This is a genomic window from Citrobacter tructae (assembly GCF_004684345.1).
GTDB classification, from domain to species: Bacteria; Pseudomonadota; Gammaproteobacteria; order Enterobacterales; family Enterobacteriaceae; genus Citrobacter; species Citrobacter tructae.
In genome coordinates this window covers 1,326,510-1,345,681 of the sequence record NZ_CP038469.1, presented here as the reverse complement: position 1 = coordinate 1,345,681, position 19,172 = coordinate 1,326,510, and the positions used below count along the sequence as shown (strand labels likewise).

At 52.2% G+C, this 19,172-nt stretch carries 20 protein-coding genes and 1 pseudogene; 10 read left to right on the top strand and 11 right to left on the bottom strand.

The genetic code is table 11. The features are described 5' to 3' along the window. Nucleotides 1-44 precede the first annotated feature (44 nt). A complete protein-coding gene (gene rnd / locus E4Z61_RS07075; protein ID WP_135322151.1) occupies nucleotides 45-1,160 on the top strand; it encodes a ribonuclease D in 1,116 nt (371 codons plus the stop codon). Nucleotides 1,161-1,208: 48 nt separating this feature from the next. On the opposite strand, the gene E4Z61_RS07070 is transcribed toward rnd, so the two are convergent. Continuing rightward, nucleotides 1,209-2,294, bottom strand: coding sequence for a tartrate dehydrogenase (locus E4Z61_RS07070; RefSeq protein WP_135322150.1), 1,086 nt, complete (start codon nucleotides 2,292-2,294; stop codon nucleotides 1,209-1,211). A gap of 103 nt (nucleotides 2,295-2,397) precedes the next feature. Here E4Z61_RS07070 and E4Z61_RS07065 point away from each other — a divergent pair, with 103 nt between their 5' ends. Then, entirely contained in the window at nucleotides 2,398-3,315 is a 918-nt protein-coding gene (locus E4Z61_RS07065) for a LysR family transcriptional regulator (RefSeq protein ID WP_135322149.1), read from the top strand. Nucleotides 3,316-3,380: 65 nt separating this feature from the next. Here the strand turns inward: E4Z61_RS07065 and minE are convergent, their stop codons facing one another. The 3 genes from minE to minC are packed head-to-tail and all read right to left on the bottom strand — an operon-like array spanning nucleotide 3,381 to nucleotide 5,194. After that, nucleotides 3,381-3,647 (bottom strand): cell division topological specificity factor MinE, encoded by a 267-nt coding sequence (gene minE, locus E4Z61_RS07060; protein ID WP_003833739.1) that lies wholly within the window; start codon nucleotides 3,645-3,647, stop codon nucleotides 3,381-3,383. Between the two features lie 3 nt (nucleotides 3,648-3,650). Continuing rightward, nucleotides 3,651-4,463 carry a septum site-determining protein MinD gene (gene minD / locus E4Z61_RS07055; protein ID WP_135322148.1) on the bottom strand — a complete coding sequence of 271 codons (813 nt, stop codon included), beginning with the start codon at nucleotides 4,461-4,463 and terminating at the stop codon, nucleotides 3,651-3,653. Nucleotides 4,464-4,486: 23 nt separating this feature from the next. Next, nucleotides 4,487-5,194 (bottom strand): septum site-determining protein MinC, encoded by a 708-nt coding sequence (minC, locus tag E4Z61_RS07050; RefSeq protein WP_135322147.1) that lies wholly within the window; start codon nucleotides 5,192-5,194, stop codon nucleotides 4,487-4,489. Between the two features lie 126 nt (nucleotides 5,195-5,320). On the opposite strand from minC, the gene E4Z61_RS07045 reads away from it, so the two are divergent. The 3 genes from E4Z61_RS07045 to E4Z61_RS07035 all read left to right on the top strand — a co-directional run bounded on the left by E4Z61_RS07045 (nucleotide 5,321) and on the right by E4Z61_RS07035 (nucleotide 6,882). Then, nucleotides 5,321-5,614, top strand: a complete 294-nt coding sequence (locus tag E4Z61_RS07045; RefSeq protein ID WP_135322146.1) for a YcgL domain-containing protein — start codon at nucleotides 5,321-5,323, stop codon at nucleotides 5,612-5,614. A gap of 69 nt (nucleotides 5,615-5,683) precedes the next feature. Beyond that, on the top strand, nucleotides 5,684-6,343 hold the full coding sequence (locus E4Z61_RS07040) for a fumarylacetoacetate hydrolase family protein (RefSeq protein ID WP_135322145.1): 660 nt from the start codon (nucleotides 5,684-5,686) through the stop codon (nucleotides 6,341-6,343). Nucleotides 6,344-6,435: 92 nt separating this feature from the next. Further along, entirely contained in the window at nucleotides 6,436-6,882 is a 447-nt protein-coding gene (locus tag E4Z61_RS07035) for a YcgN family cysteine cluster protein (protein ID WP_135322144.1), read from the top strand. A gap of 29 nt (nucleotides 6,883-6,911) precedes the next feature. Here the strand turns inward: E4Z61_RS07035 and E4Z61_RS07030 are convergent, their stop codons facing one another. The 3 genes from E4Z61_RS07030 to nhaB form a co-directional block, all read right to left on the bottom strand. Continuing rightward, on the bottom strand, nucleotides 6,912-7,253 hold the full coding sequence (locus E4Z61_RS07030; protein ID WP_135322143.1) for a TehB family protein: 342 nt from the start codon (nucleotides 7,251-7,253) through the stop codon (nucleotides 6,912-6,914). A 110-nt stretch (nucleotides 7,254-7,363) separates the two neighbouring features. Beyond that, nucleotides 7,364-7,894, bottom strand: coding sequence for a disulfide bond formation protein DsbB (gene dsbB / locus E4Z61_RS07025; protein WP_135322142.1), 531 nt, complete (start codon nucleotides 7,892-7,894; stop codon nucleotides 7,364-7,366). A 144-nt stretch (nucleotides 7,895-8,038) separates the two neighbouring features. Then, a complete protein-coding gene (nhaB, locus tag E4Z61_RS07020) occupies nucleotides 8,039-9,580 on the bottom strand; it encodes a Na(+)/H(+) antiporter NhaB (protein WP_135322141.1) in 1,542 nt (513 codons plus the stop codon). Nucleotides 9,581-9,817: 237 nt separating this feature from the next. Between nhaB and fadR the strand changes: the two genes are divergently transcribed. Further along, nucleotides 9,818-10,537, top strand: a complete 720-nt coding sequence (gene fadR, locus E4Z61_RS07015) for a fatty acid metabolism transcriptional regulator FadR (RefSeq protein ID WP_135322140.1) — start codon at nucleotides 9,818-9,820, stop codon at nucleotides 10,535-10,537. A gap of 40 nt (nucleotides 10,538-10,577) precedes the next feature. Here the strand turns inward: fadR and E4Z61_RS07010 are convergent, their stop codons facing one another. Continuing rightward, entirely contained in the window at nucleotides 10,578-12,110 is a 1,533-nt protein-coding gene (locus tag E4Z61_RS07010; RefSeq protein WP_135322139.1) for a SpoVR family protein, read from the bottom strand. Nucleotides 12,111-12,432: 322 nt separating this feature from the next. On the opposite strand from E4Z61_RS07010, the gene E4Z61_RS07005 reads away from it, so the two are divergent. From E4Z61_RS07005 to E4Z61_RS24365, 3 genes are read left to right on the top strand one after another with little or no spacing between them, the layout of a single operon-like run. Then, on the top strand, nucleotides 12,433-13,731 hold the full coding sequence (locus E4Z61_RS07005; RefSeq protein ID WP_135322138.1) for a D-amino acid dehydrogenase: 1,299 nt from the start codon (nucleotides 12,433-12,435) through the stop codon (nucleotides 13,729-13,731). A 12-nt stretch (nucleotides 13,732-13,743) separates the two neighbouring features. Further along, nucleotides 13,744-14,814: a catabolic alanine racemase DadX gene (dadX, locus tag E4Z61_RS07000; RefSeq protein WP_135322137.1), complete on the top strand. Its 1,071-nt coding sequence runs from the start codon at nucleotides 13,744-13,746 to the stop codon at nucleotides 14,812-14,814. Nucleotides 14,815-14,852: 38 nt separating this feature from the next. Further along, nucleotides 14,853-14,987 (top strand): hypothetical protein, encoded by a 135-nt coding sequence (locus E4Z61_RS24365; RefSeq protein WP_420808710.1) that lies wholly within the window; start codon nucleotides 14,853-14,855, stop codon nucleotides 14,985-14,987. On the opposite strand, the pseudogene E4Z61_RS06995 reads toward E4Z61_RS24365, so the two are convergent. Beyond that, a pseudogene (locus E4Z61_RS06995) lies at nucleotides 14,928-16,562 on the bottom strand (potassium/proton antiporter); the annotation flags it as partial. The gene E4Z61_RS24365 and the pseudogene E4Z61_RS06995 overlap by 60 nt on opposite strands. Before the next feature lie 130 nt (nucleotides 16,563-16,692). Continuing rightward, the gene (gene ldcA, locus E4Z61_RS06990; protein ID WP_135322135.1) at nucleotides 16,693-17,607 is read right to left on the bottom strand and encodes a muramoyltetrapeptide carboxypeptidase; all 915 of its coding nucleotides are present in this window, start codon (nucleotides 17,605-17,607) and stop codon (nucleotides 16,693-16,695) included. A gap of 98 nt (nucleotides 17,608-17,705) precedes the next feature. Here ldcA and emtA point away from each other — a divergent pair, with 98 nt between their 5' ends. After that, nucleotides 17,706-18,317 carry a membrane-bound lytic murein transglycosylase EmtA gene (gene emtA, locus E4Z61_RS06985; protein ID WP_135322134.1) on the top strand — a complete coding sequence of 204 codons (612 nt, stop codon included), beginning with the start codon at nucleotides 17,706-17,708 and terminating at the stop codon, nucleotides 18,315-18,317. Nucleotides 18,318-18,328: 11 nt separating this feature from the next. On the opposite strand, the gene ycgR is transcribed toward emtA, so the two are convergent. Beyond that, nucleotides 18,329-19,063: a flagellar brake protein YcgR gene (ycgR, locus tag E4Z61_RS06980; RefSeq protein WP_135322133.1), complete on the bottom strand. Its 735-nt coding sequence runs from the start codon at nucleotides 19,061-19,063 to the stop codon at nucleotides 18,329-18,331. Between the last annotated feature and the right edge of the window lie 109 nt (nucleotides 19,064-19,172).

Here is a 19,172-nt window from a genome sequence, read left to right as displayed (position 1 = left end):
TTTTTTTTGGCGCAAACCTGAGAGAGCACGATTTGAATTACCAAATGATTACCACGGACGACGCGTTGGCCACGCTGTGCGAAGCCGTTCGTGAGTTTCCGGCGATTGCCCTGGATACTGAATTTGTTCGCACGCGTACCTATTATCCGCAGCTGGGGCTCATTCAGCTGTTTGACGGCAAACACGTTGCTCTAATCGATCCGCTGGAGATCACCGACTGGTCTCCGCTGCGAGCCATTCTGCGCGACACCACGATAACCAAATTCCTGCATGCGGGAAGCGAAGACCTGGAAGTGTTTCTCAACACCTTTGGCGAACTTCCGCAGCCGCTGATTGATACTCAAATTCTGGCCGCGTTTTGCGGTCGTCCGCTGTCGTGGGGATTTGCCGCGATGGTGGAAGAGTTTACGGGGGTGGCGCTGGACAAAAGCGAATCCCGTACTGACTGGCTGGCCCGACCGTTGACCGAGCGTCAGTGTGAGTATGCCGCTGCGGACGTCTGGTATTTATTACCGATCACCGCAAAGCTGATGGCAGAAACCGATGCCTCCGGCTGGCTACCGGCCGCGTTGGATGAATGCCGTCTCATGCAGCAGCGTCGCCAGGAAGTACTGGCGCCTGAGGATGCGTGGCGTGATATTACCAACGCCTGGCAACTGCGTACCCGCCAGCTTGCCTGCCTGCAGCTGCTGGCCGACTGGCGACTGCGAAAAGCGCGTGAACGCGACCTGGCAGTGAACTTTGTGGTACGAGAAGAGCACCTGTGGTCAGTGGCGCGCTATATGCCGGGCAGTCTGGGTGAACTGGACAGCCTCGGTCTTTCCGGTAGTGAAATTCGTTTCCACGGCAAAACGCTGATTTCGTTAGTGGAGAAGGCACTGGCCCTGCCGGAAGCATCATTACCCGAACCGCTGCTGAACCTGATGGATATGCCAGGCTATCGCAAAGCATTCAAAGCCATTAAGACGCTGGTTGCTGAAGTGAGCGCGGAACACAATCTTAGCATTGAGCTGCTGGCTTCCCGCCGTCAGATTAACCAGTTGCTTAACTGGCACTGGAAATTAAAGCCGAAGTCTTCCTTGCCTGAGCTAATTTCCGGCTGGCGTGGTGAGCTGATGGCCGAGCGCCTGAACGCACTATTGCTGGAATATTCACAGTAAGCGAGCAAAAACGGGAGCCGGATGCTCCCGTTTATAGTGGGATGACGGTTAACGCCGCAAGACCTGGTAAATTGCTTCACCAACCTGTTGCGTCGTGGCACTTCCTTGCATATCCGGCGTTTTAGGGCCACTGGCAATGACCTGTTCAATCGCCGTCACGATCCCATCGTGCGCGGCCTGATAATTCGCATCACCGTTGCCGAGGAAATCCAGCATCATGGCACCCGCCCAGATGGTCGCAATTGGGTTAGCGATATTCTTGCCGTAGATATCGGGAGCTGAACCGTGTACCGGTTCGAACAGCGACGGGAAGGTGCGCTGTGGGTTTACGTTGGCAGAAGGTGCAATACCGATTGTTCCCGTGCAGGCAGGGCCTAAATCAGAAAGAATATCGCCAAACAGGTTGGAGGCGACCACCACGTCAAAACGCTCAGGCTGCATAACAAAACGGGCGCACAGAATATCAATATGCTGTTTATCCCAGCGGATGTCAGGATACTGTGCAGCCATCGCTTCGACGCGTTCGTCCCAGTAGGGCATGCTGATGGCAAGGCCGTTGGATTTGGTGGCCGAGGTCAGTATTTTACGCGGACGGCTTTGCGCCAGTTCAAATGCATAACGCAAAATACGGTCAACGCCACGACGGGTAAATACCGATTCCTGAATAACCAGTTCATGTTCGGTACCCGCATTCACTCGCCCACCCAGTGACGAGTATTCCCCTTCTGTATTTTCACGCACGACATAGAAATCGATGTCGCCGGGTTTTTTACCCGCCAGCGGGCAGGGGACGCCGGGAAACAGACGTACCGGACGCAGATTGACGTACTGATCGAATTCACGGCGGAACTTGAGTAACGATCCCCACAGGGAGATGTGATCCGGCACGGTATCGGGCCAGCCTACGGCCCCGAAATAGATCGCATCGAAGGATTTCAGTTGCTCATGCCAGTCATCGGGCATCATCTTGCCGTGATGCGTATAGTACTCACAGCTAGCCCATTCTATGTGCTCAAAGCTGAGCGAAAGATCCCAACGCTCGGCAGCGGCCTGAAGCACACGAATACCTTCAGGCAGAACTTCTTGACCAATACCATCACCGGGAATCGCGGCAATACGCCAGGTTTTCTTCATCGCAGCTCTCACTTGTATGCCAGCAAAATTGACTTTCGCCTTATCCTATAATTGACTGTTTAAGAGTTAATCCCCCTAACTGGTGAAACATAAAACACAGATCATGAATAATCTGCCGCTGTTAAATGATTTGCGCATCTTTATGCTGGTGGCTCGTCGTGCCGGATTTGCCGCTGTGGCGCAGGAGTTGGGCGTTTCACCTGCGTTTATCAGCAAACGTATCGCCCTGCTGGAGCAGACGCTGAATGTGGTGTTGTTACACCGGACTACCCGGCGTGTAGCCATCACCGAAGAGGGGGAGAGGATTTACGAATGGGCGCAGCGGATCCTACAGGATGTGGATCAAATGATGGATGAGCTGTCAGATGTCCGTCAGATCCCACAGGGAACGCTGCGGATCATCAGTAGCTTTGGATTTGGCCGTCGGGTGGTGGCACCGGCGCTGTCTGCGCTGGCAAAACAGTATCCGCAGTTGGAGCTCAGGTTCGATGTTGAAGATCGGCTTGTGGATCTGGCGAGTGAAGGTGTCGATCTCGATATTCGCATTGGGGATGATATTGCGCCCAACTTGATCGCCCGTAAGCTAGCGACGAATTATCGTATTCTGTGTGCCTCGCCAGCGTTCGTGGCACAGCATGGCACACCGAAACAATTAAATGATCTGTCCACCTTTCCCTGTCTGGTCATTAAAGAGCGCGATCATCCGTTTGGCATCTGGCAAATGCGCAATAAAGAGGGGGAGCATTCGATTAAAGTCACGGGCCCGTTATCATCCAATCATGGTGAAGTGGTACATCAGTGGTGTCTGGATGGACAGGGTATTGCGCTGCGTTCATGGTGGGATGTCTGCGATAACATCTATAGTGGGCATTTGGTGCAAATATTACCGGAGTATTATCAGCCAGCAAATATATGGGCTGTTTATGTTTCTCGCCTGGCAATGTCGGCAAAAATCCGTATTACGGTTGAGTTTTTACGCCGCTATTTCGATGAGAAGTATCCAACGTTTACGCTGGAATAATGGTGAGAAATAAAAAGGCAGAATAATCTGCCCTTTTTATGACCATGACTGTTTTACAAAAGCGGTTATTTCGACTCTTCTGCTTCTGGTAATGTCACGTTAAGCTCGAGGATAGAAATATCGCCATCTTTTTGTTCAAGCTGTACGGTGACCATCTCAGGATCAATTTGTACATACTTACAGATAACGTCGAGAATATCTTTCCTCAACTGCGGTAAATAATGCGGTTCGGCGTCACTACGACGACGTTCCGCAACAATGATCTGCAGCCGCTCTTTAGCGATGTTTGCTGTGCTCTTTTTCCGCGAGAGAAAAAAATCCAGTAATGCCATAACTTATCCTCCGAACAGGCGTTTGAGGAAACCTTTCTTCTCTTCTTCAACGAAGCGGAAAGGACGTTCTTCTCCCAACAGGCGGTCTACGGTATCTGCATAGGCTTTACCAGCATCAGCATCGATGTCGAGAATCACCGGCTCACCCTGGTTAGACGCGCGCAGGACTGACTGATCTTCCGGAATCACGCCGACCAGCTTGATTCGCAGTATTTCCAGCACGTCTTCCATACTGAGCATGTCGCCTCTGTTTACGCGGCCCGGGTTGTAGCGCGTAAGCAGCAGGTGTTCTTTAATCGGGTCTTCACCATTTTCTGCGCGGCGAGATTTCGACGCCAGAATTCCCAGAATACGGTCAGAGTCGCGTACTGAGGACACTTCCGGGTTGGTGGTAATGATCGCTTCATCGGCAAAATATAATGCCATCAATGCGCCGGTTTCAATACCAGCCGGGGAGTCGCAGACGATGAAGTCGAAGTCCATCGATTTCAGGTCATCCAGAACTTTTGCGACGCCTTCACGCGTCAGCGCGTCTTTATCGCGAGTCTGTGAGGCCGGAAGAATAAAGAGATTTTCAGTACGCTTATCTTTGATTAACGCCTGATTTAACGACGCATCGCCCTGAATAACGTTGACGAAGTCGTAAACGACGCGGCGTTCGCAACCCATAATCAAATCGAGGTTACGCAGGCCGATATCAAAATCAATAACGACAGTTTTCTTTCCCTTCTGGGCCAAACCTGTAGCGATGGCCGCGCTGGAGGTGGTTTTGCCAACGCCCCCTTTACCCGAAGTAACAACAATAATGCGTGCCATAGAAATTCCTTGTTAAAAAGGGATCAATTCAACGGTTGAACTGTCAAAGCGTTCTCTGCTAATTGCAGACGCGCCGCTTTGCCATAAAATTCTGCTGGGATTTTATCACTCAGCCAATAAACACCTGCGATAGACACCAGTTCTGCCGTCAGATGGGTACAAAAAATTTGTGCTTCACGATCGCCGCTTGCACCTGCCAGTGCGCGGCCTCTCATCATGCCATAAACGTGAATGTTGCCGTCAGCAATGAGTTCAGCGCCTGCGCTGACGTGGCTTGTAACAATCAGATCACATTGTGGTGCATAAATGCGCTGACCGGAACGAACCGGGACATTTATTAATCGTGTTTTTGTGATGGGAGTAACGTTTTGCACTGGCGCGGCAGGAGCTGGTTCAGCAATGGCGGCAGTGCGCAGCGCTTTTTCTTTACCTTCAGTCAGTAAAGGAAGGCCCATTTCGTCGATTTCTGCCTTCAGTTTGGCATCTTTGCAGCCGCTAACGCCGATAATGCGCAGACCGGTAGACGCGACAACTTTCTGCAGCGCTGGCCAGTTTACCGGGCTTTCAAGGCCACTGACGTTGATCACCACGGGAGCATGTTTTAAAAAAGCAGGAGCCTGCGCGATTTTGTCTTCCAACGCCTGACGAATAACCTCGGGTTCTGCCTTGTGTAAGTGAACCACTGATAAGGTGAAGCTACTGCCTTTAAGCTCGATTGGCGTGTTTGACATCCTGGCCTTACTCAATTTGCTATTTATCATCCCCAGTGCGGGGTGATATTCCGAAGACTATAAGGCATGTTATAGTCAGTATTATATTGAGGCAAGCCACCATTCCGCGAATTCAGAGTAAAAGATATGTTTTGTGTGATCTACCGAAGCAGCAAACGTGACCAGACCTATTTATATGTCGAAAAAAAAGACGATTTCTCTCGTGTTCCTGAAGAACTGATGAAAGGTTTTGGTCAGCCGAAACTGGCAATGATTTTACCGCTTGATGGCCGCAAGAAACTGGTGAACGCCGATCTTGAAAAAGTAAAACAGGCGTTAACCGAGCAGGGCTATTATTTACAATTACCGCCACCGCCAGAAGATTTACTCAAACAGCATCTGTCTGTGGCAAAACAAAATATACCAGACGCTAAAGGTTAAACTGTATCCGGCAGCAGCGTGTCCCGTCGATGCAGTTCCTGAAATCTAAGACGACGTTAGGGGAAAGTCATGTATCAACATCACAACTGGCATGGTGCTCTGCTGGATTACCCAGTGAGTAAAGTGGTTTGCGTGGGCAGCAATTACGCAAACCATATTAAAGAGATGGGCAGCGCAACACCGGATGAACCGGTGCTGTTTATCAAACCGGAAACGGCGCTGTGCGACCTGCGCCAACCGCTGGTTATCCCGGCGGATATGGGGTCGGTGCACCATGAAGTTGAGCTGGCGGTGCTGATTGGTGCGACCCTGCGCCAGGCAACGGAAGAACATGTGCGTAAAGCCATTGCGGGTTATGGTGTGGCGCTGGATCTGACTCTGCGTGATATTCAGGGCAAAATGAAGAAAGCAGGGCAGCCGTGGGAGAAAGCGAAGGGATTTGATAACTCCTGCCCGCTATCAGGCTTCATTCCGGTGTCAGAGTTTAACGGTGATCCACAAAATACAGCGCTGAGTCTGACGGTAAACGGTGAAACACGTCAGCACGGTTCAACGGCAGACATGATCCATCACATCGTTCCGTTGATTGCCTACATGAGCCGTTTCTTCACCCTCAAAGCGGGGGACGTGGTACTGACAGGAACGCCAGAAGGCGTAGGGCCGTTACATAGCGGCGATGAGCTGGCGATTGGTTTTCACGGTCAAACGCTCACGACGCGAGTGCTGTAATCTCTTCTTGCCGCCTTTTCGGGCGGCAAAACTTGCATCAGCGTGCCAGACTGGTTATAAGGTGCAACCTGATTTTTGATGTGGACATCCCGATGAGCGAATTACCTTTCTGGCAAAGTAAAACCCTTGATGAAATGACCGACGCCGAATGGGAGTCGTTGTGCGACGGCTGCGGACAGTGCTGCCTGCACAAGCTGATGGATGAAGACACCGATGAAATTTACTTCACCAATGTTGCCTGTAAGCAGCTCAATATTAAAACCTGCCAGTGCCGTAACTACGAGCGTCGATTCGAGTATGAGCCTGACTGCATCAAGCTGACGCGTGATAATCTGCCCACTTTTGAGTGGTTGCCGATGACCTGTGCGTATCGTTTGCTGGCGGAAGGGAAAGGTCTGCCGGACTGGCACCCGCTGCTGACCGGCTCTAAAGCAGCGATGCACGGTGAGCGTATTTCAGTTCGCCATATTGCGGTGAAGGAATCAGAAGTACACGACTGGCAGGACCACATCTTAAACAAACCTTCATGGGCGGACTGAGCCGCCCATTGGCTGAAAGGCGTTAAGGATTAAGACTTTTTCGCCTGATACATCTCATCTCCGTGGTTATCATCTTCAACCCAGAAATTAATGTTGAATTGCGCGTCGTCGCTTAATTCAACGCGATGCCAGTACTGCGGTGGACTGGTCGCAAATTGACCGGCATTAATCACCACTTTCACTTCAGGTTCTTTCGCTTCTTCATTCGCAAAACCGTAATACGTTACCGTACCTTCCATCACGCAGAGCTGTCCAAAGACGCCCGCAGCAGTGTTATGGTGCGAAAGCAGTGCTGCAGGAACAGTGTCTTTCGTAAAGAAGGGAGTTGAGCGTTTAACTTTCCAGTTTGCCGGGATGCGTAAATGGGTCATGGGACATCTCCTTGGTGCAGCATTTATAAGATGTATTTAATATACATCTTATAAATGCTGGCAGGCAATGAATTTAAGGTAAAAAAAACGCTCCCGGAGGAGCGTCTCTGTTAACGACCGAAGAGGTCGCGTTTTTTCGGTTTAAACGGTTGGGCAATCACCACCAGCACGGCGACCACAAGGTACGCAGCAAAGATCCCTAATAGCCACTGTGGCATTTCGAGGGTTAAAAAAGACCACTGCCGTTCGGCGCAGTCACCGGATGCCAGGAAAACCTGAGGCAACCATTTATCCAGCGGTAACCAGCTCGGGAAGCGCGCAGCAAAATCACAGGTCATGAACGGTGACGGGTGAAGTTGGATCATAGTGTGTTCGTACGCTAACTGCAGACCGCGCCAGGCACTGTAAATCCAGATAATTATCGCAACAAAGCGCAGCGGTGTTTTTGGCGCAATAGCACCCACCAGGCCTGCCGCCATCACGCCGAATAACGCACTACGTTCGTAAATACACAACACGCAAGGTTTAAGCAGCATAACGTGCTGGAACCAAAGAGCAACGAGTTCCAGCGCCAGGGCGGTTAGCGCCAACAATAACCATGCTCCACGACCTCGGGAGCACTGGTTTAAAAATCGCAACATAATAATTTCCCTGCAACATGCGTAGAGAGCGCAGTTTAAACCAATTCAATTTATGCGCCACTAGCAGCTATTGAAATATTGTGTAATCGGATAATTATCATGCAAAAAGTCAAACCGGGCAGTGATTTGCCCGGTAAATTGTTATTAAAGTGTAGCTATCCAGCCTATTTTCGTCATCCATTCACTCACCGGAACGAGGGTGAATTCCACGCACAGAAGACCAACCAGCGTCAGCACGAGGGTATAAGGCAGCGCCATCCATACCATGCGGCCATAGGAGAGGCGAATTAATGGCGCCAACGCGGAAGTCAGCAGGAACAGGAATGCCGCCTGACCATTTGGCGTGGCGACGGAAGGCAGGTTGGTTCCGGTATTAATCGCCACCGCCAACAGTTCATACTGATTAAGACTGATCGTTCCGTTTTCCAGCGCCGCTTTGGCTTCGTTGATATAGATTGTCCCAACAAAGACGTTATCGGAAATAGAAGACAGCAGGCCGTTGAAGAGATAGAACAGTGTGAGCTGCGCATGTTCTGAGGCCTGTAATACGAACTGAATAATCGGTGCGAACAGTTGCTGGTCGATAATCACGGCGACAATCGAGAAAAACACGGTCAGCAGCGCGGTGAACGGCAGCGACTCGGTGAACGCTTTACCGATAGCATGTTCGTCCGTTACCCCGGTTAACGAGGTGGCCAGGATGATAACCGACAGGCCAATGAGCCCAACTTCCGCCAGATGCAGGGCCAAGGCAATCACCAGCCAGACGCCGATAATCGCCTGGACAATCAGTTTGATCTTGTCCTGACGGGTTCGCTGCTGGCGGCTCTGATCGTCAAATTGCTGCAAAACGTCACGCACCTTTTCAGGCAACGTTTCGCCATAGCCAAACCAACGTAATTTCTCGACCAGCATGCAGGTTAACAGTCCGCAGATAAGCACCGGGACGGTGACCGGCGACATACGCAGAAAGAAATCACCGAAGTGCCAGCCTGCTGCTTTGGCGATAATCAGGTTTTGCGGTTCGCCCACCATGGTCATCACGCCGCCTAACGCCGTACCGACCCCTGCGTGCATCATCAGGCTACGCAGAAAACCGCGGAACTGCTCAAGTACGGCTTTGTTGTGCTGATCGATATGGCTGTCATCGAGCATATTATTATCTTCCGCACGGGAAGAGGCGATGCGGTGGTAAATGCCATAAAAACCGACTGCCACACTTATCACTACGGCGACCACGGTCAACGCATCGAGGAAGGCGGACAGGAAGGCGGCGGCAACGCAGAAGGACAGCGACAACAGCATCTTAGAGCGAATGCTCAGCAGCAGTCGGGTAAAAATAAACAGCAGCAGTTGCTTCATAAAGTAGATGCCCGCCACCATAAACATCAGCAGTAATAACACCTCAAGATTGGCGGCAATCTCTTCCCGCACGTGCGTAGCGCTGGTCATGCCGATGACCACAGCTTCAATCGCCAGCAACCCGCCTGGCAGCAGCGGATAACACTTAAGCGCCATTGCCAACGTAAAGATGAACTCAGCCACCAGCAGCCAACCGGCAACAAATGGGTTGATGAAGAAGATAATCGGGTTAACGATTAAGAAGACTAATAATGCAAGTTTGTACCAGTCCGGCGATTGACCTAAAAAATTGCGCCACAGCGCGCGACCCCAGGATAGCTCCATGGCAGTTTCCCTTACCTATAAAAATGAAATCATGTTTTTATGTTTGATCGTAAAGCTTAACGGGACGAAGGAAAGCAGGCAAGCTCTTCAGCTGACGTGGTATGCCAGCTGTGAATCCGCGTTATCTGGAAAATGAAGACTTGATCCACTTTTTCTTCGTGGTGTCCGCTATCAGCTATGAAACCCGTCTGGTATGATAACTGTAACTATGTTTTGCTGTGTAATGGAATTATTACTATGGTCATTAAGGCGCAAAGCCCGGCGGGGTTCGCGGAAGAGTACATCATTGAAAGTATCTGGAATAACCGCTTCCCACCTGGCACTATTTTGCCCGCTGAACGTGAACTCTCTGAACTTATCGGAGTAACACGAACCACGCTACGCGAAGTGTTGCAGCGCCTGGCACGAGACGGCTGGTTGACCATTCAGCACGGCAAACCGACGAAAGTGAATAATTTCTGGGAAACGTCCGGACTGAATATCCTTGAAACGCTGGCGCGCCTCGATCACGAGAGCGTTCCGCAGCTCATTGATAATCTGCTGTCGGTGCGGACCAACATCTCGACGATCTTTATCCGTACTGCGTTCCGTCAACATCCGGACAAAGCGCAGGAAGTGCTGGCTACCGCAAATCAGGTGGCCGACCACGCTGACGCCTTTGCTGACCTGGATTACAACATTTTCCGCGGCCTGGCATTCGCTTCCGGTAACCCGATTTACGGCTTGATCCTCAACGGCATGAAAGGATTATATACCCGCATTGGTCGTCATTATTTCGCCAATCCGGAAGCCCGTAGCCTGGCGCTGAGCTTCTACCGTAAGCTGTCATTACTCTGCGAGCAGGGTTCCCATGACCAGGTGTATGAAACGGTGCGCAGTTACGGTCACGACAGCGGCGAGATTTGGCATCGCATGCAGAAAAACCTGCCCGGCGATTTAGCCATTCAAGGCCGCTAAGCCGCTAAATAAAAAACCCCTCATTCGAGGGGTTTTGTTTTTACAGGCCGTTCATCCTCGGCGGACAACGTTCCAGCAGTTCAACACTGCCATCCTCATTCTGTTGCTCCAGAGTCACGTCAAAACCCCATAACCGATGGACGTGCTTCAGCACCTCTTTGCGGCCCTTATCCAGCGGGGCGCGATTATGCGGGATATAACGCAAAGTGAGGGAGCGATCGCCACGCAGATCGACATTCCACACCTGAATGTTTGGCTCCAGGTTGCTCAGATTATACTGTGACGACAACCGATTGCGAATTTCACGATACCCCTCTTCGTTATGAATCGCTGAGATTTCCAGGTAATTGTGTCTGTCATCGTCCAGCACGGTGAACAGGCGGAAATCACGCATCACTTTCGGTGACAGGAACTGGCTGATAAAGCTCTCGTCTTTAAAATCACGCATGGCGAAGTGCAGCGTTTCCAGCCAGTCAGAACCCGCAATATCCGGGAACCAGTATTTATCTTCCTCGGTCGGGGACTGACAAATACGCTTGATGTCCTGGAACATGGCGAATCCAAGCGCATAGGGGTTGATTCCGCTATACCACGGGCTGTTATACGGCGGCTGGAACACCACATTGGTATGGCTGTGTAAAAACTCCAGCATAAACCGTTCGGTGACTTTGCCTTCATCATAAAGGTGGTTAAGGATGGTGTAATGCCAGAACGTCGCCCAGCCTTCGTTCATCACTTGGGTTTGTTTCTGCGGATAAAAATACTGGCTCACTTTGCGCACGATACGCAGGACTTCACGCTGCCAGGACTCCAGCAGAGGGGCGTTTTTCTCCATGAAGTACAACAGGTTTTCCTGTGGCTCAGAGGGATAACGCCGCGCTTCAAACACGGTTTTTTCTTCTTCTTTTTTCGGCAAGGTGCGCCACAGCATATTCACCTGGCTTTGTAGATATTCCTCACGGCTTTTTTGCCGCGCTTTCTCTTCCTGTAATGAAATTTTTTGCGGACGTTTATAGCGGTCGACGCCGTAATTCATGAGCGCATGGCAGGAGTCGAGCAGTTTTTCGACTTCATCGACGCCGTAACGCTCTTCGCACTGGGTTATGTAGTTTCGTGCAAAAATCAGATAATCAACGATTGAGCTGGCATCCGTCCAGCTACGGAAAAGGTAGTTGTTCCGGAAGAAGGAGTTATGCCCGTAGCAGGCGTGCGCCATCACCAGCGCCTGCATGGTGATGGTGTTCTCCTCCATCAGATACGCGATGCAGGGGTTAGAGTTGATGACAATCTCATAGGCCAGCCCTTGCTGACCGTGCTTATACAGACGTTCGGTTTCAATGAACTTTTTACCAAACGACCAGTGGGTATAGTTAATCGGCATCCCGACGCTGGAGTAGGCATCCATCATCTGCTCGGAGGTGATGACCTCGATTTGGTGCGGGTAGGTCTCCAGTCGGTAGAGTTTTGCCACGCGGTCTATTTCCGCCAGATAAACATCCAGCAGTTCAAACGTCCAGTCGGGTCCATCGCTCAACCGTGTGGTGTCCTTGTTCATGGAATCAATCGTAGCCATTCGCGCACCCTCATTGTTGGCGGCACTCTCTGTCTGGAGTACCTCATTTCAAGCATAGAACACGGTGTTAAAAAGCGTGCTGCAGCAGAAAATTTTTCTTTGCGATATCACATCAATGCAGCGCCGAAAAACGCGATGTCTACAAAATTTTATGCTGGATAAAAATGACGCACAGCAGGAGATGCCAAAGCGGAGACTTCCCTGTCATTGCCGCTATGTGTGAGATACATCACCATAAAAAAGCCATATGTTGAATAATATTTTCAACTGAGTTATCAAGATGTAATTAGATGATTGTTCTTTTACTGTTAACGGAGTGGCTATGCGAGTTGTCATACTGGGAAGTGGTGTCGTTGGCGTGACCAGCGCCTGGTATTTAAGTCAGGCTGGGCACGATGTCACCGTCATTGATCGTGAGCCCGGCCCGGCACTGGAAACCAGTGCGGCAAATGCGGGGCAAATTTCTCCAGGTTATGCAGCACCATGGGCGGCACCCGGTGTACCGCTAAAAGCGATTAAATGGATGTTCCAGCGCCATGCTCCGCTGGCCGTTCGCCTTGACGGGACCCAGTTCCAGTTGAAATGGATGTGGCAAATGCTGCGCAATTGCGATACCAGCCATTACATGGAAAACAAAGGACGTATGGTGCGTCTGGCGGAATACAGCCGTGATTGTCTGAAGGTACTGCGTGCAACCACCGGCATTGAATACGAAGGTCGTCAGGGCGGGACGTTGCAACTGTTCCGTACCGCGCAGCAGTATGAGAACGCCACGCGCGATATCGCCGTTCTGGAAGATGCGGGCGTACCGTATCAACTGCTTGAAGCCCATCGCCTCGCGGAAGTAGAACCGGCGCTGGCCGAAGTGGCGCACAAGCTGACCGGCGGTCTGCGTTTACCGAATGACGAAACCGGTGACTGCCAGCTGTTTACCCAACGCCTGGCGCAAATGGCGGAGTTAGCGGGGGTGAAATTCCGCTTCAACACGCCGGTCGATAAACTGCTCTGCGATGGTGAACAGATTTATGGCGTGCAGTGTGGTGAGGAAATCATTAAAGCCGATGCCTATGTGATGGCGTTTGGCTCTTACTCCACGGCAATGCTGAAAGGGATAGTGGATATCCCGGTTTACCCGCTAAAAGGGTATTCGCTGACGATTCCGGTAGCCGAAGACGACGGGGCTCCGGTATCGACTATCCTTGATGAAACCTACAAAATCGCCATTACCCGCTTCGATAACCGTATCCGCGTGGGCGGCATGGCGGAGATTGTTGGATTCAATACCGAATTATTACAGCCGCGCCGTGAAACGCTGGAAATGGTAGTGCGCGATCTCTTCCCGCGTGGTGGTCATGTGGAGCAGGCAACCTTCTGGACTGGGCTGAGGCCGATGACGCCAGACGGTACGCCTGTGGTAGGGCGTACCCGCTTTAAGAATCTGCTGCTCAATACCGGTCATGGCACGCTGGGCTGGACCATGGCCTGCGGTTCGGGACAACTGCTGAGCGACATCCTTTCTGGCCGGACTCCTGCAATCCCCTACGACGACCTGAGCGTAGCACGTTACAGCCCGGGGTTTACCCCGTCACGTCCACGACATTTACACGGCGCACATAGCTGATAAGGACGCGAGATGACCCGCCCGATACTGGCCAGCATTGACCTGCAGGCGTTGAAACAAAACTTAAGCATTGCGCGTCAGGCTGCACCGGACGCCCGTGTCTGGTCAGTGGTGAAAGCCAATGCCTATGGACATGGCATTGAGCGCGTCTGGAATGCGCTGGGGACCACCGATGGTTTCGCCATGCTCAATCTGGAAGAAGCGATAACGCTGCGCGACCGGGGCTGGAAAGGCCCGATCTTAATGCTGGAAGGGTTTTTCCACGCTGAAGATCTGACGGTGTATGACCAATATCGTCTGACCACCTGTGTACATAGCAACTGGCAGCTTAAAGCGTTACAAAACGCCCGACTGAACGCCCCGCTGGATGTTTATCTGAAGGTTAACAGCGGCATGAACCGTCTGGGCTTTTTGCCTGAGCGAGTGGCGACCGTCTGGCAACAGCTGCGGGCGATGCCTAACGTGGGTGAAATGACGCTGATGTCGCACTTTGCCGATGCCGAACACCCGGACGGCATTCAGGAAGCGATGACGCGTATTGCGCAGGCGACGGAAGGGGTGGAGTGCAAACGCTCGTTGTCGAATTCGGCAGCCACGCTGTGGCACCCGGAGGCGCATTTTGACTGGGTTCGTCCGGGTATTATTCTCTACGGTGCCTCTCCGTCGGGGCACTGGCGGGACATCGCCAACACCGGCCTAAAACCGGTTATGACCCTGAGCAGTGAAATCATCGGCGTGCAAACGCTGAAGGCCGGCGATCGGGTCGGTTATGGTGGGCGTTACACTGCCAGTGGCGAACAACGCATCGGCATAGTGGCGACCGGATATGCAGATGGTTATCCGCGTCATGCGCCAAGCGGTACGCCAGTGCTGGTGGACGGTGTCCGCACTGGGACCGTTGGCACGGTGTCAATGGATATGCTGGCGGTGGATCTGACGCCGTGTCCGCAGGCAGGCATCGGTACGCCGGTGGAACTGTGGGGCAAAGAGATAAAAATTGATGATGTAGCTCTCGCAGCGGGTACGGTGGGGTACGAGTTAATGTGCTCGCTGGCGCTGCGCGTCCCTGTTGTGACGGTGTAACTCTTTAGGTTGCCGGGTGGCATGCACCATCCGGCAACCTGTTTCAGTTATTCATCTTCGTCTTCTGCGACACGAACACCCACTTTCAGCACCGAATTATCTTCTTTCTCGGCTACTGTCCAGATCATCCCAGCAAATTCAACCTGGTCACCGACAACTGGCGCGGCGCCTAACAATTGCTGGACGATTTCACCCAATGTTTGCTGCTTATCACGATACTCGGTGCCATCGTCGAGGCCATAAATCAGCGCCACGTCGGCATATTTCGCGCTGGCTTCGAGAATAAAATCACCAAAGAAACGCTGGTCTAACGACACCGGTGGCGACTGGCTGAAGAGTTTGCCAAGAGCGGGGAGATCGCGTTCGCGACCAATGACGCACAGGACGTCGCCTTCACGCAGGCGAGTGCTGCCCGACGGGTGAAACAGCACGTTGTCACGAAACAACGCGGCTATTCGCGTCTCCTCTGGCATATGCAGGTCGCGCAGCGCGGCGCCCACACACCATTTATCCGCGCTCAGTTGATAAACAAACTGCTCCCAGGGATTATCCGGATGAATATCAAGACCAATACGGGAGACGGGCCAGCCGACCGGCGGAACCACCACCTTGGCTTTTTTGGCCGCCCATGAGAGCGATGTCCCCTGAAACAGCAACGAAATTAATACCACGAAGAACGCGACGTTGAAAAACAGACGCGCATTCTCAAGCCCCGCCATCATCGGGAAAACGGCGAGGATGATCGGCACCGCGCCGCGCAGGCCAACCCAGCTGATGAATATGCGCTCACGCAGATTGAAGCCCCGGAACGGCAACAACCCGGTGAACACTGACAGCGGACGGGCAATGAAAATCATCCACGCAGACAAAATCAGCGCAGGGATCGCGATAGGCAGCAGGTCGGACGGCGTAACCAGCAACCCCAGCACCAGGAACATGGCGATTTGCGCCAGCCAGGCCAGACCGTCGAAGTTTTGCAGAATGCCAAACCGGTTACGAATCGGGCGATTACCCAGCAGAAAACCACACAGATAGACCGCCAGAATACCGCTGCCTTCAAGAGCAGTGGTGACGGCAAAGACGAGGATCCCGCCGCTTAAGGCCAGCAAAGGATACAATCCAGCAGGCAGCGATATCCGGTTAATCATTTGCTGTAGCAGATAACCACCGCCAAGGCCGAGCACGATTCCCAGGCCAAACTGCTGGATGATATGCACAGCGAACATCCAGCTTAAACCGGTCTCATGGTTTTGGATCATTTCGATAAGCGTGATGGTCAGAAACACCGCCATCGGATCATTGCTGCCTGATTCTATTTCCAGCGTAGAGCCGACACGTTCGTTAAGACCCTTACCGCCGAGCAGGGAAAAAACCGCTGCGGCGTCGGTTGAGCCGACAATCGCGCCAATCAGCAGCCCTTCAATAAGATCCAGATGAAACAGCCAGGCGGCCATCATGCCGGTTAAACCGGAGGTGATAAGTACGCCAATGGTCGCCAGCGATAATGCCGGGCCCAGCGCCACGCGAAAGGAGCTGGCCTGGGTGCGCATTCCGCCATCGAGCAGAATTATCGCCAGCGCCAGGTTACTCACCATGTAGGCGAAAGGGTAGTTATCAAAAGGAATACCGCCAATGCCATCCACGCCCGCTAACATGCCGATAGCGAGAAATATCACCAGAATAGGGATGCCAAGACGTGATGAAAATGAACTGAGTAAGATACTGCAGGTGACGAGGACGGAACCCAAAATAAAAAGGCTGATAATTGCTGCGGCATCCAACGTTCGGTTACTCCTGAATTACGCTGTTTCGTATTAATAAACCCTAACATAATAGCGGCAGAAACAGCGTTTTACTTAGCCCTGTAAGCGGCTTTTTTTACGATTTCAGTACCGGATGCCCGGTTAAGGTGAGCTGGCTGCTATTTTTAACGTTTTTCAGCACCGCTTTCGCCCCCAGCGGGAGCGTGACAGTGCGTTGCTCATGACCAAAATCGAGGCCGCTAATCAACGGTACCGACAGTCTGGAGCGCAAAAACGTACAGACTTCATCCAGATTGTACCCCGCGTCATAATCGTTCGGCGCGCTGCCGCTAAAGCTGCCGAGAATAATGGCGTTCTGACGGGCTAAAATCCCCGCGTGGTACAGTTGTAACAGCATGCGCTCGATGCGAAACGGATGCTCGTTAATGTCTTCCAGCACTAAAATACCGTTATCAATGGTCGGCATCCACGGGGTGCCAATCAGCGAAATGAGCATCGCCAGATTTCCGCCCCACAGTGTCCCTTCGGTGGCACAGTCCGGGCCATCACCCTGCCAGTCAATCGTAAATTGCGCATTGCGCAACGCCCGCCAGAAATGATGCTCGGTAAAGGCGTTCATCTCCTCGGCACCGAAGTTTGCTGCCAGCATCGGGCCGCTGAAGGTGATAACGTTGCCTTGTGCCAGCAGCCCGCACTGAATCGCCGTAAAATCACTGTGTCCGCAGATAAGTAGCGGATCTTGTTGTTGACGGGCTGCCAGCGCCTGCCAGTTAATATCGCCCAATAAACGGCTGGCGCCGTACCCGCCGCGTACCGGCATCACAATGGTATTGGGTGTTTTCAGATTAACGAGTGAGTTCACATCTGCCAGCCGTTCTGCTTCTGTGCCCGCAAAACGCTGGCAACGGCGCGCAATGACCGCTGAATTGTCGACCTGATGACCGGCCTCAGTAAGACGCGAAAGCCCGCGTAATGCCGCTTGCTGGTTGATACAGTAGCCCGAAGGGGCAATTAAGTGAAACCGGGACATGGCATTTCCTTGCTACAACTAAAACCAAATGTATATCATGCCGCGTAGGTATGTCGTTGTCACCTCAGCGACAGGTTCCGGCTATAAGGATAGATGACGTGAAATTGAGATGGTTTGCTTTTTTGGTTGTATTACTTGCGGGCTGTAGTTCAAAACAAGATTACAAAAATCCGCCATGGAATGCTGAAGTTCCGGTTAAACGCGCAATGCAATGGATGCCGATCAGTGAAAAAGCCGGCGCGGCCTGGGGGGTAAGCCCACAATTGATTACGGCCATCATCGCCATTGAATCGGGCGGAAACCCGAATGCGGTCAGTAAATCTAACGCCGTGGGGCTGATGCAGCTCAAAGCCTCCACTTCAGGGCGTGATGTGTACCGTCGTATGGGGTGGAGCGGAGAGCCGTCGACCAGTGAGTTGAAAAACCCTGAGCGCAATATCTCGATGGGCGCGGCGTACCTGAATATTCTCGAAACCGGACCGCTGGCCGGCATCGAAGACCCACAGGTTATGCAATATGCGCTAGTGGTGTCGTATGCCAACGGTGCGGGAGCGCTGCTGCGGACATTCTCCTCTGACAGGAAAAAAGCCATTAATAAAATCAACGATCTCAGCCCGGATGAGTTTATTGAGCATGTCGCTGATAATCATCCGGCACCGCAGGCTCCGCGCTATATCTGGAAACTTCAGCAAGCGCTGGATGCTATGTAGTACGCGTGATGCTACTCGCGTACCTTATTGGATTTCTCCCGGGCTTCACGCTCGAGTGAAAAAATAATCCGCTGTAAGTTTCGCTCCACCGCCGGGCTGACGTTGAGAAAACGGAAGCTCAGGCGGGGAGTGGTGATGGTTTCATTTTTCCCGTCGATCACCTTGCGTTCGCTAATGGATATAAGCTGGGCGTCAACGTGGTAAACCCCCCATTGCTCCATATTCAGTTCAACTTGCGAGAAGCGCATGCCTTCCACCAGTCCCTCTGGTTTTGTCTCTTCTAACAATGCGCCCATCCCGCCGAGAGATAAATCGAATAAACGAAAACGCAGAATGCTGTTATCTGGCATTTTTGCCGTGCAGTGATAGGGCGGATGCAGCGGAGCACCAATACGGAAATATTCCCGACGCTGGACAAACCACAGCGCAGGCGGCAGCGACGAGACAAATGCCGGTAGCCGTTGATATTCACCCTTCGTAAGCTGTGGCAGAGTGAACTCGACCTTGGCCCCTTGCGTTTCGGCGATGATCGAGATCTGGCTGGCCCGCTGAACGGCCTGGTTTTCATATTCCTGGCTGCCAAAATCCATGATCAATTCGTCCGGGCTCACCGCGAGAATTTTGCTGATGAACTGCCCACCTGACCAGGAGATACGCAGTGGGATCTGCTGCGAATTTAAGTCCCGGAGAACGCCTAACACCGCTAATGGATTTTGCTTCAGGAACTGCTCATGGTAGTTGCTCACACCTAATGACTCCTGGATGCCTGGTTTGTCGTTGGATTATCGGCATTGCGCGACAGAACTTAATACAAATGGATGAAATTTTTTATTAAGTCTGCTGAATTCAAGCTGA

What these genes read in the sequence shown, in the direction of transcription:
- rnd (WP_135322151.1), top strand. Translation starts at nt 45, where the DNA reads ATGATTACCACGGACGACGCGTTGGCCACGCTGTGCGAAGCCGTTCGT.
- E4Z61_RS07070 (WP_135322150.1), bottom strand. Translation starts at nt 2,294, where the DNA reads ATGAAGAAAACCTGGCGTATTGCCGCGATTCCCGGTGATGGTATTGGT.
- E4Z61_RS07065 (WP_135322149.1), top strand. Translation starts at nt 2,398, where the DNA reads ATGAATAATCTGCCGCTGTTAAATGATTTGCGCATCTTTATGCTGGTG.
- minE (WP_003833739.1), bottom strand. Translation starts at nt 3,647, where the DNA reads ATGGCATTACTGGATTTTTTTCTCTCGCGGAAAAAGAGCACAGCAAAC.
- minD (WP_135322148.1), bottom strand. Translation starts at nt 4,463, where the DNA reads ATGGCACGCATTATTGTTGTTACTTCGGGTAAAGGGGGCGTTGGCAAA.
- minC (WP_135322147.1), bottom strand. Translation starts at nt 5,194, where the DNA reads ATGTCAAACACGCCAATCGAGCTTAAAGGCAGTAGCTTCACCTTATCA.
- E4Z61_RS07045 (WP_135322146.1), top strand. Translation starts at nt 5,321, where the DNA reads ATGTTTTGTGTGATCTACCGAAGCAGCAAACGTGACCAGACCTATTTA.
- E4Z61_RS07040 (WP_135322145.1), top strand. Translation starts at nt 5,684, where the DNA reads ATGTATCAACATCACAACTGGCATGGTGCTCTGCTGGATTACCCAGTG.
- E4Z61_RS07035 (WP_135322144.1), top strand. Translation starts at nt 6,436, where the DNA reads ATGAGCGAATTACCTTTCTGGCAAAGTAAAACCCTTGATGAAATGACC.
- E4Z61_RS07030 (WP_135322143.1), bottom strand. Translation starts at nt 7,253, where the DNA reads ATGACCCATTTACGCATCCCGGCAAACTGGAAAGTTAAACGCTCAACT.
- dsbB (WP_135322142.1), bottom strand. Translation starts at nt 7,894, where the DNA reads ATGTTGCGATTTTTAAACCAGTGCTCCCGAGGTCGTGGAGCATGGTTA.
- nhaB (WP_135322141.1), bottom strand. Translation starts at nt 9,580, where the DNA reads ATGGAGCTATCCTGGGGTCGCGCGCTGTGGCGCAATTTTTTAGGTCAA.
- fadR (WP_135322140.1), top strand. Translation starts at nt 9,818, where the DNA reads ATGGTCATTAAGGCGCAAAGCCCGGCGGGGTTCGCGGAAGAGTACATC.
- E4Z61_RS07010 (WP_135322139.1), bottom strand. Translation starts at nt 12,110, where the DNA reads ATGGCTACGATTGATTCCATGAACAAGGACACCACACGGTTGAGCGAT.
- E4Z61_RS07005 (WP_135322138.1), top strand. Translation starts at nt 12,433, where the DNA reads ATGCGAGTTGTCATACTGGGAAGTGGTGTCGTTGGCGTGACCAGCGCC.
- dadX (WP_135322137.1), top strand. Translation starts at nt 13,744, where the DNA reads ATGACCCGCCCGATACTGGCCAGCATTGACCTGCAGGCGTTGAAACAA.
- ldcA (WP_135322135.1), bottom strand. Translation starts at nt 17,607, where the DNA reads ATGTCCCGGTTTCACTTAATTGCCCCTTCGGGCTACTGTATCAACCAG.